This window comes from Roseateles sp. GW821-FHT03B02 (genome assembly GCF_059421025.1).
Genome location: NZ_JBWKUV010000006.1, coordinates 227,658 through 243,809, shown reverse-complemented (window position 1 = coordinate 243,809; position 16,152 = coordinate 227,658). Strand labels below are relative to the sequence as shown.

Below are 16,152 nucleotides of genomic sequence, written 5' to 3'. Positions count from 1 at the left end.
AGCCGACCAGGACTGATCGCTGCGGCGTGATTTATTCGGGGTCGTGGCGCGAGACTAGCCCTTTGCCGCCCTGGCGCCAAGCCTCAGGCGGGGTCGGGGCTCCAAAGCTCGCGCATCGCCGCCTCGAAGGCGTCGCTCACGCGCTGCGGCGGCCGCCAGGGCCGCGCCCGGCCAGCCACCCAGACCGACTGCCACGGCGAGCCGTTGCTACCGAAGACGACGGCGTCGAGCAGGGCCTCGTCGGGCAGGCCGCGCAAGGCGTCGGCGTCGCGGTTGAGCACCAGCGCGTCGGCGCGGGCGCCGGGCGTCAGGCCCCAGGCGGCGAAGCCCGCGGCGCGGGCGCCGCCGGCCACGGCCGCGTCGAAGAGGCGGGCCGCGCTGGAGGGCTGGCTGCCCGGCGCCGACGCCACGTTGCGCTGGCGCAGTGCCAGGCGCTGACCGTATTCCAGCCAGCGGATTTCCTCGACCCAGCCGCGGGTGACCTGGCTGTCCGAGCCCACGGTCAGCGGCACGCCCTCGGCCAGCCAGCGCGGCAGGTCGGCCAGGCCGTCGCCGAGGTTGGCCTCGGTGCCCGGGCAGATGACGATGCCGGCGCCGCTGCGGGCCACGGCCTCGATCTCGGCCGGCTCGGCATGGGTGGCGTGCACCAGCTGCCAGCGCGGGTCCAGATGCCCTTGCTCCGCCAGCCACTGGATGGGCCGCTTGCCCGTGGCCTGCAGGCACTCGGCCACCTCGGCCGTCTGCTCGGCCACGTGGATGTGGATGGGCAGGTCGGCGGCACCGACCTGGTGCAGCAGCCGGGTGATGTCGTCGGGCGCAGCGCCGCGCAGCGAGTGCAGGGCCACACCCGCGTTCACGCGCGGCAGGCCGGCGGCCATGACGCGCTGGCAGGCGTGCCAGACCCAGTCGGCGTCGGCATTGAATCGATGCTGGTCGGGCCTGAGGCCCTGATGCGCACCGTTCACGTCGAAGCCGCTACGCGTGTAGACGACGGGCAGCAGCGTCAGGCCGATGCCCGTGTCCTCGGCAGCCGAGGCCAGCGCCCAGGCCATGTCGAGCTCGTCCTCGAACACCTGTCCCTGCGCCGGGTGGTGCAGGTAGTGGAACTCGCAGACCTGGGTGTAGCCGCCGCGCAGCAGCTCGGCGTAGAGCTGGCTGGCGACCGCGCGCAGCTGCTGCGGCGAGATGCGCAGGGCCAGCGCATACATGCGGTCGCGCCAGCTCCAGAAATCGTCCTGGCCGGCCTCGCGGCGCTCGGCCAGGCCGACGAAGGCGCGCTGGAAGGCATGGCTGTGGGCGTTGACGAGACTGGGGATGACCGGGCCGCCAAGCTTCTCGGCATCCGGCGGCGCAGGCAGGTTGACGGTGATGTCCGACCAGCAGCCATTCGCGTCGACACAAAGCAGAGCGTCGCGCTGCCAGCGGCCATCGATCCAGGCCATGGGGGCATGAAGGCGCTTCAGACCGGGCATGCAAGCAGCTCCTTCAGCAGCTGTTCGATCAGCGGGGCGGCCTCGGCGGCCCGGGCCTCGTCATAGGCACCGGCCGGGTCGGCGGCTTCGTCCATGTAGCAGCGCTGGCACATCTCCAGCTGCACGGCATGCACACCCTGGCCGGGCTGGCCGTAATGCCGGGTGATGTAGCCGCCCTTGAAGCGGCCGTTGACGACCTGGCTGAAACGCTGCTGGCCGGCCAGCACGGCACCCAGGCGGGCAGTGACGGCCGGCGCGCAGGACGACCCGTCGGCCGTGCCGAGGTTCAGGGCAGGCAGCTGCCCCTCGAACAGCCAGGGCAGCTGGGAGCGGATGCTGTGGCCGTCGAACAGCAGCGCGCGGCCGTGCGCCGCGCGCAGGCGCTGCAGCTCGGCGTCCAGGGCCTCGTGATAGGGCCGCCAGCAGGCCTCGCGGCGCGCCGCGATCTCGGCAGCATCCGGCTCGGCGCCGTCGCGGTAGAGCGGCTCGCTGCTGAAGAAGCGCGTCGGCACCAGGCCGGTGCCCCCCGACGCGCCCGGGTAGAGAGGCTGGTCGTCGGGCGGGCGGTTCAGGTCGATGACGTAGCGGCTGTAGCGCGGCACGATGAGACTGGCGCCCAGCGCTTCGGCCAGCGGACGGTAGAGCCGCTCCAGATGCCAGTCGCTGTCCTCGCTGGCCAGGGCGCGCGGCACGAAGCGCTCGCGCAGTTCGGGGGGAATCTCGGTGCCGACATGCGGCAGGCTGATCAGCAGCGGCCCATGGCCCTGCTGCAGTCTGAAGACGCTCATGCTTCTCCCTGGTTTGCGTTGCGTACCCGCTCTATCAGCGGGTTATGTCCGAAGCATGCTGCCAGCTCGCGCGGGTGTCCACCATCCCAGATACAGAAGTCGGCACGCTGGCCTGCGACGAGGCGGCCCCGGTCCTGCAGCCCCAGCGCCCGGGCGCCGTTGACGGTCAGGCCTCGCAGGGCTTCCTCGGGCGTGAGCCGCAAGAGCACGCAGGCCATGTTCATCATCAACAATGGGGACAGCGTGGGCGAGCTGCCCGGGTTGTGGTCCGTGGCGATCGCGATGGGCACGCCGGCCTCGCGCAGCTGCTGGATGGGCGGCAGCTTCGTCTCTCGCAGGGCATAGAAGGCGCCTGGCAGCAGCACGGCCACCGTGCCGGCCGCGGCCATGGCCTGGATGCCGGCCTCGCTGAGGTACTCGAGATGGTCGCAGCTCAGCGCCCTGCACGAGGCCGCGAGCGCCGCGCCCCCCTGGTCGCTCAGCTGTTCGGCATGCAGCTTGACGGGCAGGCCCAGGCGCCGGGCCGCGTCGAACACGCGGGCGACCTGGGCCGGGCTGAAGGCGATGTGCTCGCAAAAGGCGTCCACGGCATCGACGAGGCCGGCCGCCTGCAGCCCGGGCAGCCACTCGCAGACGGCGGCGATGTAGGCATCGGCGTCCGTGAACTCGGGCGGCAGCGCATGGGCGGCGAGGTAGGTCGTGCGAACGTCGACATCCAGGTCGGCGAGCCGGCGCGCCACGCGCAGCATGCGGGCCTCGGTGACGGCATCCAGGCCGTAACCGGACTTGACCTCCAGCGTCGTGACGCCCTCGGCAATCAGCGCCCGCGCGCGCCGCGTGGCCGAGGCCAGCAGTTCGTCTTCGCTCGCGGCGCGCGTGGCGGCCACGGTGGACTTGATACCGCCGCCGGCCTTCGCGATATCGGCGTAGCTCGCGCCATGCAGGCGCAACTCGAACTCGTGGGAGCGATTGCCGCCATAGACGAGGTGGGTGTGGCAGTCCACCAGCCCGGGCGTGACAAGGGCGCCGCGAAGTTCGACCACCTCGTCGGCCGGCGGCGCGTCCGCGCTGGGTCCCACCCAGCGCAGCAGGCCGGCGTCGTCGACGAGCAGCGCGCCGTCGTCGATCAGACCCCAGCCGCTGTCACCCGCGAGCGTGGCAAGGGTGCCACCGCGCCAGAGCTTCATCCCTGGTCGCTCCAGGTCAGCCACCAGGCGTTGCCCTCGCCGGTGAAGACGCAGCTCTGCGCCACCGGCTGCTCGCACCAGGCCAGCGTCAGCGGCGCCAGCGGCATCGCGCGGTGGCCATGCTCCAGCAGGCCGCCCTTGACGGTGAACAGGCCCACCCAGGGTGTGCGGGGCAGCAGCACGTGGTGGGCCGACTCGACCTCCAGGTTGCCGCGCCTCTCCATCACGTTGAAGACCTCGGTCTCACCCTTGATGAGCTCGGCCTCGGGCGCCAGGCCACCGTCAAAGCGCAGCGGGTCGTCGCCCACGCTCTGCGGCCAGTCGAACAGGCGCAGGCCCGCGCCGCCGATGACGGCCAGCCAGCGGTGCACGCCGGGGAAGGCCGAGAACGGCCCGTCGCGCTCGACGCGGGCGACGCTGACGCGAAGTGCCCAGTCATGGGCATGCGGCCAGGCGAGCAGCTCACGCGTGGTGCCGCCCTTGTTCTTCCAGGCCTGCGGCTGCACGTCGGCCGCGCTGACCTTGCTCCAACTCATGTTTTTTTCCTTGCACTCGGCCTCACTCGGCGGGGAACCACGCATTTTCCGCAGCTCCGGCCGGCGAAGCTCATGCCGAGAAGCTCCCTTGCAATTGGTAACGTGCGCCGGGGTGGGTCAGTTTCACGCTGGTTACTGCCACGCCACGGCTGTAGGTGATGCGCTTGACGACCAGGCAGGGGTCCCGGCGGTTGATGCCGAGCAGCCTGGCTTCGACCTCTCCGGGCAGGGCGGCCTCGATCATGTAGCGCGCCTCCGACAGCGGCGCCACGTCGAGCAGGTAGTGCGTCGGCGTGATGCGCGTGAAGTCCTGGGCAAGATAGTCCGGCGCACAGGCCGGATTGACGGCGCGCTCCTCGCACTGGATGGCCACGCCGTTCTCCAGGTGCACGATGAGACTGAGGAAGACCGGCGCGCCGCGCTTGAGCCCGAGCTCCGCCGCCTGCTGGGGCGTGGCCTTGCCACGGGTCAGGGCGTGCACGCGCGCCTCGTGCTGGCCGCCGCGCTCGACGATCTCCTCGTGCACGTCGCGCACGTTCAGCGTCGACGAGATGCGATGCAGCTGCGCCACAAAGCTGCCCACCCCCTGCACGCGCTCGATCAGCCCCTCCTGCACCAGCTCGCGCAAGGCCCGGTTCACCGTCATGCGGCTCACTTCGAACTGGGCGACGAGCGCACCTTCGCTGGGCAGCAGGTCGCCGGCCACCCAGTGGCTGCTGGCAATGCCTTCCCGCAGATGGTTCTTGACCTTCAGGTACTGGGGCTCGGGGCTGGTGGCTGATCGCGGCATGGCGACCATCCTAGTTGACTTGACTTGTATATACAACTAGAGTCCGCCCCACTTTGAGGAGTTCGACATGACCGCCCTGCCCCGCCCCGTCAAAGCGCCCACCGGCACCCAGCTCAGCTGCAAGAGCTGGCTGACCGAGGCCGCCTACCGCATGCTCCAGAACAACCTCGACCCCGCCGTGGCCGAGAACCCGGACGCGCTTGTCGTCTACGGTGGCATCGGCAAGGCCGCACGCAACTGGGATGCCTTCGATGCCATCCTCAAGTCGCTTCGCGAGCTGAGCGATGACGAGACGCTGTTGGTTCAGTCGGGCAAGCCGGTGGGCGTGTTCCGCACCCACCCGGACGCGCCGCGCGTGCTGCTGGCCAACTCCAACCTCGTGCCGGCCTGGGCGACCTGGGAGCACTTCCACGAACTCGACCGCAAGGGCCTGATGATGTACGGCCAGATGACGGCCGGCAGCTGGATCTACATCGGCAGCCAGGGCATCGTGCAGGGCACCTACGAAACCTTTGCCGAGGCCGCGCGCCAGCACTATGGCGGCGTGGCCAAGGGCCGCTGGGTGCTGACCGCGGGCCTGGGCGGCATGGGCGGCGCCCAGCCGCTGGCAGCCACTTTCGCCGGCTTCTGCTCGCTGAACATCGAGTGCCAGCAGTCCCGCATCGACTTCCGCCTCAAGACCCGCTACGTGGATGAGCAGGCCCTGGATCTGGACGACGCGCTGGACCGCATCGCGAAGTACACGGCCGCCGGCGAGGCCCGCTCCATCGCCTTGCTGGGCAATGCGGCGGACCTGGTCCCTCAGCTGGCCGAACGCTGCAGGCAGGGCTCGGCCATCAAGCCCGACCTCGTCACCGACCAGACCTCCGCCCACGACCTCATCCACGGCTATCTGCCGGCAGGCTGGAGCGTGGAGCAGTGGAAGGCCGCCGGCGCCGATCCGGTCCAGCACGCCGAGCTGAAGGCCGCCGCCGCCAGGAGCGCCGCCGAGCATGTCAAGGGCATGCTGGCCTTCCAGCAGATGGGCATCCCGACGGTGGACTACGGCAACAACATCCGCCAGGTCGCCAAGGACCAGGGCGTGGCCAACGCCTTCGACTTCCCCGGCTTCGTGCCCGCCTACGTGCGGCCGCTGTTCTGCGAGGGCAAGGGCCCGTTCCGCTGGGTGGCGCTGTCGGGCGACCCCGAGGACATCCGCAAGACCGACGCCAAGCTCAAGGAACTCTTCCCGCAGCACGCCGCCCTGCACCGCTGGCTGGACATGGCGGCCGAGCGCATCGCCTTCCAGGGCCTGCCGGCACGCATCTGCTGGCTGGGCCTGGGCGAGCGCCACATCGCCGGCCTGGCCTTCAACGAGATGGTGAAGAACGGCGAGCTGAAGGCCCCCATCGTCATCGGCCGCGACCACCTGGACAGCGGCTCCGTCGCCAGCCCCAACCGCGAGACCGAGGGCATGAAGGACGGCTCGGACGCCGTCTCCGACTGGCCGCTGCTGAACGCGCTGCTGAACACTGCCGGCGGCGCCACCTGGGTGTCGCTGCACCACGGCGGCGGCGTGGGCATGGGCTACTCGCAGCATTCGGGCGTCGTCATCGTCTGCGACGGCAGCGAAGCCGCTGCCAAGCGCGTCTCGCGCGTGCTGTGGAACGATCCGGCCACCGGCGTCATGCGCCATGCCGACGCGGGCTACGAGACCGCCGTGGACTGCGCCAAGAAGCACGAACTGAACCTGCCTTCCCTGTGATGCCCGCCATGAAACTCATCCCTGGACAACTGACGCTGGCCCAGCTCGCCGACATCGCCGCCGGCCGCGCGGAACTGCAGCTCGACGACTGGTCGGCCGTCGACAAGAGTGCCGCGCTCGTCGCCGCCGCCGCCGCCGGCGATGCGCCGGTCTACGGCGTCAACACCGGCTTCGGCAAGCTGGCCAGCACGCGCATCGCCAAGGACCAGCTGGCGGCCCTGCAGCTCAACCTGATCCGCAGCCATGCCGTGGGCGTCGGTGCGCCGATGTCGCCCGAGGTCGTGCGGCTGATGCTGGCGACCAAGGCGGGCAGCCTGGCGCGCGGCTTCTCGGGCGTGCGCCGCGAGGTCGTGCAGTCGCTGCTGGACGCGCTCAACGCCGGTTTCGTGCCCTATGTGCCTGCGCAGGGTTCGGTCGGCGCCAGCGGCGACCTCGCCCCCCTGGCCCATCTGACGCTGGCGCTGATGGGCGAAGGCGAAGCCCTGGTCAAGGGCCAGCGCGTGTCCGCCCGCGACGAGCTGGCCCGCCTCGCGCTGCCGCCGCTGACGCTGGCGGCCAAGGAAGGCCTGGCCCTCATCAACGGCACCCAGGCCAGCACGGCTCTGGCGCTGCACGCGCTGCTGCGCTTCGAGGGCCTGTTCGCGACGGCGCTGGCCAGCGGCGCGATGACGCTGGACGCCGCCCGCGGCAGCGACGGCCCCTTCGACGCCCGCATTCATGCGGTGCGTGGCCAGCCCGGCCAGATGGAAGTGGCCGGCGTCTACCGCGAGCTGCTCGCCGGCAGCGCCATCCGCGCCTCGCACCGCGAGGGCGACGAGCGCGTGCAGGACCCCTACTGCCTGCGCTGCCAGCCCCAGGTCATGGGCGCCTGCCTGGACCAGGCCCGCCACGCCGCGCAGGTGCTGGTGCGCGAGGCCAACGCCGTGACGGACAACCCGCTGGTGTTCGAGGACGTGATGATCTCCGGCGGCAACTTCCACGCCGAACCGGTGGCCTTCGCGGCCGACAACCTGGCCCTGGCCATCGCCGAGGTGGGCGCCATCGCCGAGCGCCGCATCGCGATGCTGATCGACCCGGGCATCTCGCGCCTGCCGCCCTTCCTGACGGCGGACGCCGGCCTGCACAGCGGCTTCATGATCGCCCACGTGACGGCCGCGGCACTGGCCAGCGAGAACAAGAGCATCGCCCACCCGGCCAGCGTGGACAGCCTGCCGACCAGCGCGAACCAGGAGGACCATGTCTCCATGGCCACCTTCGCCGCACGGCGCCTGCACGCGATGATCGACAACACGGCCCATATCGTCGCCATCGAGCTGCTGGCCGCGGCCCAGGGCATCGACTTCCTGCGCCCGCTGCGGAGCTCGGCGCCCGTGGAGGCCCTGCACCAGCGCCTGCGCGCGGACTGCGCCAGCATGCCGGCCGACCACTACCTGGCGCCGGACATCGAGCGGGCCACCGCGCTGGTGCAGGCCGGCGCGCTGCGCGCCGACGGCGCCCCGGGCTTCGCTCAGTAACGCCCGGTCGCCCCCGCCACGCGCAGGAAGACGTAGGCGAACCAGGCCACGACGGCGCGGTGCAGCAGTGCGCGCAGGCCGGTGCCACCGGTCTCGCCCACGCGCTGTGACACGGCGATGGCCGACTCGATCTCCTCTGCCAGTCGCGCGGCGAACCCGCCGTCCTGCACGACGACGTTGGCCTCCAGGTTGACCAGCAGCGACAGCGGGTCGATGTTGGAACTGCCCACCGTCGCCCAGTGGCCATCGACCACCGCGACCTTGGCGTGAAGGAAGGCGGGCGTGTACTCGTAGATCTCGACGCCGTGGCCCAGCAGGTCGGCATAGAGGGCCTCGGCGGCCCAGCCGGCGATGCGGTAGTCCAGCTTGCCCTGCAGCAGCAGGCGCACGCGCACGCCGCGGTCGGCCGCCTGGCGCAGTTCGTGGCGGATGCGCTGGCCCGGGTAGAAGTAGGGGCAGACAAGGTCGACGCGCTCGCGCGCGCCACGGATGGCATCGGCATAGGCATGCTCGATGGTGCGGCGGCGGCGCAGGTTGTCGCGCAGCACGAAGGCAGCGCTGACGGGCTTCAGCCGTGACGGCGGCTCGGCCAGGCGCTGCGGGCCGCGCCAGAGCTGGGTCAGCCACAGGCCCAGGCGGCGGCGCAGCGGCACGTAGTCGAGCAGGGCGTCGTCGAAATCCCGGCCCAGCCAGGCGCGCGACCAGATGGCGCGCACGCTCTGGCCCACCAGATCCACCAGCGCGCCGCGCAGGCCCACGGCGAAGTCCAGCCGCGGCAGCTCCGTGATGCCATGGTGCATGTCCAGGCGGTCGTCGATGACGTTGATGCCGCCGACGAAGGCCCGCTCGCCGTCGACGACGCAGAGCTTCTGGTGCAGGCGGCGCAGCTGCCCGGGCTGGAACCAGCGCCACCAGCGGTCCATCGGCCGGAAGACGGCAAAGGCGACGCCGCTGCCGGCGAAGCGCTCCCTCAGCACACCGATGCTGGCATTGCTGCCGAAGCCGTCGACGACGAGTCGCACACGCACGCCGCGGCGGTCCGCGGCAAGCAACGCATCGGCCAGAGCCAGCGAGGTCTCGTCGTGGTGAAAGATGTAGGTCGCCAGCCAGACCTCGCTGCGCGCGTGGCGGATGGCCGCATGCATGTGCGGGAACAGCTGGTCGCCACCGCGCAGCAGTTCGACCTCGTTGCCGCCGACGAAGCCGGGGTCGGCGGCGTGGTGCCGGCGGCGCCGCTTCGAGCCGAGCCGCCTCATTCGAGTGCCAGTTCCACCAGCAGCGGCAGATGGTCGGACATGCGCGCCCAGCTGGTGCCGCGGGGCACCTGCACGCCGGTGCAGCGCAGGCCGCTCATGTAGACGCGGTCCAGCGCGAAGACGGGCAGGCGCGACGGAAAGGTGGCGGCCCTGGCGCGACCGTGGGGCGGCGCCGCACGGCGCAGGCCGTGGGCGCGCATGGGCACGTCCAGGCGCTCGCCCCAGTCGTTGAAGTCGCCGGCAACGAGCACGGGCGCACCGGCCGGCACATGCTCGCGCATGAAGGCCGCGAGGCGGTCGACCTGGCGCACCCGGCTGGAATGGATCAGCCCGAAGTGCGCGACGACGACATGCACCACCGTGCCCTGCCAGTGCACCGGCACGTGCAGCAGGCCTCGCTGCTCGAAGGAGTGATCCGACACGTCGTGATGGCCGATGTCGCCGATGGGCCAGCGCGACAGCAGCGCGTTGCCGTGCTCGCCGAACTTGGTCGTCGCGTTGGTGCGGTAGGCCACCTCGTAGCCCTCGGGCGCCAGGAACTCGGCCTGGCCTTTTTCCGGCCAGCCGAACCAGGTGCGGTCGAAGAGGGCCGCCTCGCGGTGGTGGAAGAGGCGCACTTCCTGCAGGCAGACGAGATCGGCGTCCAGCGCCTCGACGCCCATCTGCAGGTTGTGGATCTCCAGGCGCTTGGCCGGCCCGAGACCGCGCACGCCCTTGTGGATGTTGTAGGTGGCCACGCGCAGCACGGCGCCGGCTGCCTGGGGGCTGTGGCGGGCGACGACTCTCATGGCGTGGTGAGGGCGGCAGCAAAGCGCGGCAGCTGCAGCACGGCCTCGGCGTTGGACGGTGAGAAGCAGCGGTCCGCCGCCTGCGCCCAGGGCAGCCAGACCCACGACAGGTGCTCGCGCGGTGCCAGCGTCGGCGTCAAGGCCGCGGGCAGCTGCAGGCCGAAGACGTGTTCGGTGTTGCGCGTGACGCCGGGCGCGTAGCGGTGGCGCCAGTGGGGGTAGATCTCGTAGACGTTGGCGAGGTGCCAGTCGCGCAGCTCGCCACCCAGGGCAGCGATGTCGAAGCCGGTTTCCTCCAGCACCTCGCGGCGCGCGGTCTCGGCGAACGGCTCGTCGGGCGCATCCTTGGAGCCGGTGACGCTCTGCCAGAAGCCGGGGTGGTCGGCCCGCTCGATCAGCAGCACCTGCAGATCGGGCGTGTGGATGACGACGAGGACCGACTCGGGGATCTTGAAGGGCTTGGCCAACTGCATGGCCAAAGCATAGCGACGTCAGCCGCCTTGCTGCTTGCGGGTGGCGACGGCCGGCGGCAGTTCCCTGGCCTGCAGCTCGCGCACCTGGGCAACGAGCTGGTTGTGGGCGTCCAGGAAAGCCGCGGCGATGACCTTGCCCTCGTTGGAATTGCTCCAGCCAGCGCCGGCCGCGCCGCCCAGCTTGCCCAGCACCGCGCCGCCCACGCCGAGGTCGGCCACCTCGACCGAGCCGGTGGACGCGGCGACCTGCTCGGTGGTTTCGTTGTCGGTCAGCAGCAGGGCCGCCTGGGCCTGCTTGAGCTTGACCTGCTCGGCCGCACCGACGAGCTTGTTCAGGTAGGGAATGGCCTGCAGGATGCCGCCGATCTGGCGGCCGGCGTCCTGCTCGCTGAAGGTGAGGCTGGGCGTCAGGCTGTACTGGGCCTCGTAGCCCTTGCCCTTGCTCACCGTGTTGCCCTGCTGGCGCAGGATGCCGGCCTCCTTCAGCTCCTGCTCGCGCACGGTGGCCTTCAGGCCGGCCGCGCGGTCGACGACGCGAAAGCAACCGCTCTGCTGGGCCAGCAGGCGTACCAGCGGCACGGGACTGGAGGGCAGCTGGTAGCCGGAATAGGCATAGCCGTTGGGGTTCTCGACCAGGGCCAGCGTCGCCACCGGCGCATCGCACTTGACGAGCTCGCGGCTGGCCTTGTGGGCGCCCGCCGGGCCGGCCGAGCCGCTGATGACCGAGCCGCCGTCGCCGAGCGTGGTGGACGACTTGCCGCAGCCCGCGATCAGCAGGACGGTGGCGAGGGCCAGAAGGGAGCGGACGGGGTTCATGCGGGTCACCTCAAGACGAAGCGCAAGAGTCTGCCCCCTGCAACGCGCCGTCATGCCCCAGGGACGGGGGACATTCCCCCCGAGCAGGGGCGTGGGGTTACCACGCAGATGGCCCAAGAGGACTAGAGAACCTGTTCCCAGGTCTCGGGTGCCGCCGACCTCAACTGGAAGCGTGCCTTCACAGAGGTAGTGTGCCCTCATGCGCTACCTCCGTGCCCAAGTCCGCCCCGTCCGCCCTACCTTCACCAGCCCCCTCGGCGCCGTCCACCGACGTGTCCTCGCCGCAGCGCACCCGCACGCCTTCGGTGCTGAAGTGGCTCCTCAACGAGCGCGCGGTCCTGGCTGGCGAGTCCGAGCGCCTGCGGCAGAAGCTTCTCGAGCTCCAAGCCCAGCTCGACTCCGTCCACAGCAAGGTGGCAGCCTTGGACTCAACGATGGCCGCCCTGGCACCCACCGTGTCATCAGAGGCTGCGGGCGTGGTCCACGCCCGGGGACAGCTCGGTCCTCGGGGCCGCCTGAAGTGCTCTGTGTTGCAGGCGCTCTCCGCTGCCGGCTCGGCGGGAATCGACGTGACCAACTTCGCTCATTTGGTGATGACGTCCGAAGCCAGCTTGCGTGCGGTTGATGACGGAGCTGGCGTCGGGCGGGCCAGCTTGCGCTCGTCTTGTGACCGCTCCCCGCCCAGGCCAATCTTGCAAGTGTCGTTTCGCAAGAATATAATGCACAGCTCTATACGCAGGCGAACCCACCACCCCCTCTGCAATGAACTCGCCTACCTCCTTCCAAGTCGGTCCCCGCGTCAAGTACGCCCGGGAGCGGCTGAACATGACCCAGGAGGCGCTGGCGGCCCTGCTGGGCTTCAAGGACCGCCAGTCCATCTCCGACATCGAGAACGGCAAGCGCGCGGTCAAGGCGGATGAGCTGCTTGAGCTGAGCGACGCTTTGGACCAGGAAGTGGAGTTCTTCCTCGACCCGTTCAATGTCGTGGCCGAGGCCCAGTACTCGTGGCGCGCCGCCGATGACCTGCCCGGGGAGGAGCTCGACCGCTTTGAGGCGTCCGCCAGCAGCTGGGTGGGCGTGCTTCGCTGGCTGCACCTGCAGGAGCAGCGCGAGGGGGCTGACTACGACTTCCTGAGCCTGCGCATGAACGAGAGCAGCACGTTCGAACAGGCGCAGTACTACGGGGAGCGCCTCGCAGATGTCCTGCAGCTTGGGCTGGTGCCGGCCGCGTCCTTGGCCGAGTGCCTGGAGGCCAAGCTGGCCATCCCGGTGCTCTTCGTGGACACCTCGGACAAGATGCCGAAGCACGCGATTTCGGGAGCAGCCTGCCAAGTTGACGTGTTCAGCGCCATCCTGGTCAATCGGCAGGAGAGCGCCGCACGCCGCAATTTCAACCTGGCTCACGAGCTGTTCCACACGCTGACGTGGGAGGCTCTGCCTCCCAGCCACCGGGAGTCGAACTCCGTCGAGCACCGCGCAAGGCTCAAGCGTGTCGAGCAACTGGCCAACAACTTTGCCAGCGCGCTGCTGATGCCGCGCAAGTCACTGGACCACTTCATTGACCGTGCCCGAGCGCAGGACGTTCAACACTTGGCGGATGTCGCCGACCAACTTCAGGTCAGCACCGATGCACTCGGGTGGCGTCTGCTGCACTTGGAACGCATCGACGAGCAAACACGAGCAGCCCTTGCGGCATTGCGCCGGCCCGACCGGCAAGCGACCCCGAACCTGTTCTCCCTGTCGTTCGTGCAGAAGCTCCACGTCGCGCTCGACAAGGGACGCGTCTCTGCGCGGAAGGTCGCGAAGGCACTGGGCATGCCGCTGTTCGCGCTGACTGAATTGTTCGAGGTGTACGGGATGCCGGCGCCGTTTGAGCTTTAACCTGCGTAGACGATGCCGGCGCCGCGAGTCTTTCTGGACACCAACGTCATCATCGAATGCTTTCGGGTGGGTGTCTGGGGTGAGTTGTCCCGCGGACACAAGCTGGAGACGGTCACCACCGTTGTGACGGAGGCGCTGACCGGCTGCACCAGTCGTCCAGGTCGCGTGCCCGTCGACCAAGCGGTCCTGGAGTCGGGTCTCGCTCAAACAGCGCACCCGGTAACCAAGAAGGAACGCAATCAGCTGATGCTGAAGTATCCGAAGATGTCGGTACTTGACCCTGGTGAGTTGAACCTGTTCGCCTACCTTGAAGCGCACGAGTCCCCGCTCTCCCGGCTCATCGTCGTCAGCACCGCAGACAAGGGCGCCATCGCGAGCATGAAGGAGCCAGGCTGGCTGGACCATCTGGTGTCGCTTGAAGAGCTCCTTCAATCGGCCAACACGGCCAAATCGAAGGTGGCCTTGCTCGGGACGCAGTACTGCGCTCCCTGGCTCGCTTCAATCCGTACGCAGGTCTTCCTGGGCGCGATTCCCTGAGGGCGGGGCCGCGCCCTCTGCCGCGTGGACGCGCACCAGCTGCGTCGCTCGTTGAAGCCCCTGTTCCGAGTCGCGCTGCAGCGTGCTGAGGACGGCGCTGCATCACCTGCCTGCCGACGGCACGGGCTGTGCAAAAACGTTCTCCTTCGACGACGTTTAACGATAACGAACGCAAACGTTTTTGCAGCGATGCGGCCGCACCGGACCCTGTGGTTTGCGCAGGTCCTTGCACTGCCTCGCATGACCAGGTCCGCCATCTCTTCGATGAAGACCACGATGAACGGCAGGGACTGCCCCTTGCGACGAGCCTCACCGATGTACGTGACACCCAGACGGTCAAAAACCGCGTCCCTTGCGCAGCAGGACTCCAACCGCGGGCGTAACACGCCCGCCACACCCCTCCAATTTTGTCCGAAGGCCTCTCTGGAAATGACCTAAGTCGTTTTCACGCATTGGTTCTTGCCATCTGCGTGATAACACCCAGGGGCCGAAAAAAGCCCCGCCGAGGCGGGGCTTTCATCGCGGTCGCGGCGCCGGTCAGGCTGCCGGAGTCGCATTGCGCAGGCGGATGTGCAGCTCGCGCAGCTGCTTCTCGTCGACCAGCGACGGCGCGCCGGTCAGCAGGCACTGGGCGCGCTGGGTCTTGGGGAAGGCGATCACGTCGCGGATGGACTCGGCCTTCGTCATCATCGTGACGATGCGGTCCAGGCCGAAGGCCAGGCCACCGTGCGGGGGCGCGCCGTACTGCAGCGCGTCCAGCAGGAAGCCGAACTTGATGCGCTGGTCTTCGGCGCTGATGTTCAGCGCCTCGAAGACCTTGGCCTGCACTTCGGCGCGGTGGATACGCACCGAGCCACCGCCCAGTTCCCAGCCGTTGAGCACCATGTCGTAGGCCTTGGCGATGCACTTGCCCGGATCGCTGACCATCAGGTCCTCGTGCCCATCCTTGGGTGCGGTGAACGGGTGGTGAACGGCCGCCCAGCGGTTGTTCTCCTCGTCGTGCTCGAACATCGGGAAGTCGACCACCCACAGCGGCGCCCACTTGTCCTCGAACAGGCCGTTGGTCTTGCCGAACTCGCTGTGGCCGACCTTCAGGCGCAGGGCGCCGATGGCGTCGTTGACGACCTTGGCCTTATCCGCGCCGAAGAACAGCAGGTCGCCGTCCTGGGCACCGGTGCGCTTGAGCACTTCCGCGACGGCCTCGTCGTGCAGGTTCTTGACGATGGGCGACTGCAGGCCTTCGCGGCCCTTGGCCACTTCGTTGACCTTGATCCAGGCCAGGCCCTTGGCGCCGTAGATCTTGACGAACTCGGTGTAGGCGTCGATCTCGCCACGGCTCATCGCTGCACCCTTGGGCACGCGCAGCGCGACGACACGGCCGCCCGGCGTGGTGGCCGGGCCGGAGAAGACCTTGAAGTCCACCGTCGTCATCGCGTCTGTCAGCTCGGTGAACTCGAGCTTGACGCGCAGGTCGGGCTTGTCGGAGCCGAAGCGGTGCATGGCTTCGGCGTACTTCATGACCGGGTAGTCACCCAGCTCGACATTGAGCGCCTTGCGGAAGACGTGGCGGATCATGCCCTCGAACATCGAGCGGATCTCTTCCTCGGTGAGGAACGAGGTCTCGATATCGATTTGGGTGAACTCGGGCTGGCGATCGGCGCGCAGGTCCTCGTCGCGGAAGCACTTGGTGATCTGGTAGTAGCGGTCGAAGCCCGACACCATCAGCAGCTGCTTGAACAGCTGGGGCGACTGCGGCAGCGCGAAGAAGTGGCCGTCATGCACGCGGCTGGGCACGAGGTAGTCGCGCGCGCCTTCGGGCGTGGACTTGGTCAGCATCGGGGTCTCGATGTCGACGAAGCCATGCTCGTCCAGGAACTTGCGCACTTCCATCGCGACGCGGTAACGCAGCATCAGGTTGTTCTGCATGTAGGGGCGGCGCAGGTCCAGCACGCGGTGCGTGAGGCGGGTCGTCTCGCTGAGGTTTTCCTCGTCGATCTGGAAGGGGATGGGCACCGACGGGTTCAGCACCTCGATCTCGTGGCACAGCACTTCGATCTTGCCGCTGACGAGGTTGGCGTTCTCGGTGCCGGCCGGGCGCGCGCGCACCTTGCCGACGATCTTGAGGCAGAACTCGCTGCGGACGTCTTCGGCAATCTTGAAGCTGTCGGCGCGGTCGGGGTCGCAGACGATCTGCACGAGGCCTTCACGGTCGCGCAGGTCGATGAAGATGACGCCGCCGTGATCGCGGCGGCGATGGGCCCAGCCCATCAGGGTCACGGTCTGGTCGAGCAGCTTTTCGCTGACTTGGCCGGCATAGCAGGTACGCATGGAATTTCTCCGGATTCTTTTCAGGGGGTGTTCTGGGGGCGC

14 protein-coding genes are annotated in these 16,152 nt (G+C 69.2%); 4 read left to right on the top strand and 10 right to left on the bottom strand.

Annotated features, from left to right (window positions below; genetic code table 11):
* Window positions 1–83: 83 nt before the first annotated feature.
* The 5 genes from hutF to hutC all read right to left on the bottom strand — a co-directional run bounded on the left by hutF (window position 84) and on the right by hutC (window position 4,773).
* Window positions 84–1,472, bottom strand: coding sequence for a formimidoylglutamate deiminase (gene hutF / locus AC07VX_RS17780; protein ID WP_493165578.1), 1,389 nt, complete (start codon window positions 1,470–1,472; stop codon window positions 84–86).
* A complete protein-coding gene (gene hutG, locus AC07VX_RS17775) occupies window positions 1,460–2,260 on the bottom strand; it encodes an N-formylglutamate deformylase (RefSeq protein ID WP_493165579.1) in 801 nt (266 codons plus the stop codon). The genes hutF and hutG overlap by 13 nt, the downstream gene beginning before the upstream one ends.
* Window positions 2,257–3,447: an imidazolonepropionase gene (gene hutI, locus AC07VX_RS17770; protein WP_493165580.1), complete on the bottom strand. Its 1,191-nt coding sequence runs from the start codon at window positions 3,445–3,447 to the stop codon at window positions 2,257–2,259. Before hutI ends, hutG begins: the two co-directional genes overlap by 4 nt.
* Window positions 3,444–3,983: a HutD/Ves family protein gene (locus AC07VX_RS17765; RefSeq protein WP_493165581.1), complete on the bottom strand. Its 540-nt coding sequence runs from the start codon at window positions 3,981–3,983 to the stop codon at window positions 3,444–3,446. The genes hutI and AC07VX_RS17765 overlap by 4 nt, the downstream gene beginning before the upstream one ends.
* 70 nt (window positions 3,984–4,053) lie before the next feature.
* Window positions 4,054–4,773 carry a histidine utilization transcriptional repressor HutC gene (hutC, locus tag AC07VX_RS17760; protein ID WP_493165582.1) on the bottom strand — a complete coding sequence of 240 codons (720 nt, stop codon included), beginning with the start codon at window positions 4,771–4,773 and terminating at the stop codon, window positions 4,054–4,056.
* A gap of 67 nt (window positions 4,774–4,840) precedes the next feature.
* Here hutC and hutU point away from each other — a divergent pair, with 67 nt between their 5' ends.
* The gene (gene hutU, locus AC07VX_RS17755) at window positions 4,841–6,517 is read left to right on the top strand and encodes a urocanate hydratase (protein ID WP_493165583.1); all 1,677 of its coding nucleotides are present in this window, start codon (window positions 4,841–4,843) and stop codon (window positions 6,515–6,517) included.
* An 8-nt stretch (window positions 6,518–6,525) separates the two neighbouring features.
* Entirely contained in the window at window positions 6,526–8,031 is a 1,506-nt protein-coding gene (gene hutH / locus AC07VX_RS17750) for a histidine ammonia-lyase (protein WP_493165584.1), read from the top strand.
* Here the strand turns inward: hutH and clsB are convergent.
* The 4 genes from clsB to AC07VX_RS17730 are packed head-to-tail and all read right to left on the bottom strand — an operon-like array spanning window position 8,025 to window position 11,364.
* Window positions 8,025–9,287 carry a cardiolipin synthase ClsB gene (gene clsB / locus AC07VX_RS17745; RefSeq protein ID WP_493165585.1) on the bottom strand — a complete coding sequence of 421 codons (1,263 nt, stop codon included), beginning with the start codon at window positions 9,285–9,287 and terminating at the stop codon, window positions 8,025–8,027. The two genes, hutH and clsB, sit on opposite strands and share 7 nt — an antisense overlap.
* Complete coding sequence (locus AC07VX_RS17740) at window positions 9,284–10,075, bottom strand: endonuclease/exonuclease/phosphatase family protein (RefSeq protein WP_493165586.1); 792 nt, start codon at window positions 10,073–10,075, stop codon at window positions 9,284–9,286. Before AC07VX_RS17740 ends, clsB begins: the two co-directional genes overlap by 4 nt.
* Window positions 10,072–10,548: a dihydroneopterin triphosphate diphosphatase gene (gene nudB / locus AC07VX_RS17735; RefSeq protein ID WP_493165587.1), complete on the bottom strand. Its 477-nt coding sequence runs from the start codon at window positions 10,546–10,548 to the stop codon at window positions 10,072–10,074. Before nudB ends, AC07VX_RS17740 begins: the two co-directional genes overlap by 4 nt.
* 18 nt (window positions 10,549–10,566) lie before the next feature.
* Window positions 10,567–11,364: a curli production assembly/transport component CsgG gene (locus AC07VX_RS17730; RefSeq protein WP_493165588.1), complete on the bottom strand. Its 798-nt coding sequence runs from the start codon at window positions 11,362–11,364 to the stop codon at window positions 10,567–10,569.
* Window positions 11,365–12,126: 762 nt separating this feature from the next.
* Between AC07VX_RS17730 and AC07VX_RS17725 the strand changes: the two genes are divergently transcribed.
* Both AC07VX_RS17725 and AC07VX_RS17720 read left to right on the top strand, forming a co-directional pair.
* On the top strand, window positions 12,127–13,245 hold the full coding sequence (locus AC07VX_RS17725; protein WP_493165589.1) for a helix-turn-helix domain-containing protein: 1,119 nt from the start codon (window positions 12,127–12,129) through the stop codon (window positions 13,243–13,245).
* Between the two features lie 12 nt (window positions 13,246–13,257).
* Window positions 13,258–13,782: a hypothetical protein gene (locus tag AC07VX_RS17720; RefSeq protein WP_493165590.1), complete on the top strand. Its 525-nt coding sequence runs from the start codon at window positions 13,258–13,260 to the stop codon at window positions 13,780–13,782.
* A gap of 537 nt (window positions 13,783–14,319) precedes the next feature.
* On the opposite strand, the gene aspS is transcribed toward AC07VX_RS17720, so the two are convergent.
* Entirely contained in the window at window positions 14,320–16,110 is a 1,791-nt protein-coding gene (aspS, locus tag AC07VX_RS17715) for an aspartate--tRNA ligase (RefSeq protein ID WP_493165591.1), read from the bottom strand.
* Window positions 16,111–16,152 lie beyond the last annotated feature (42 nt).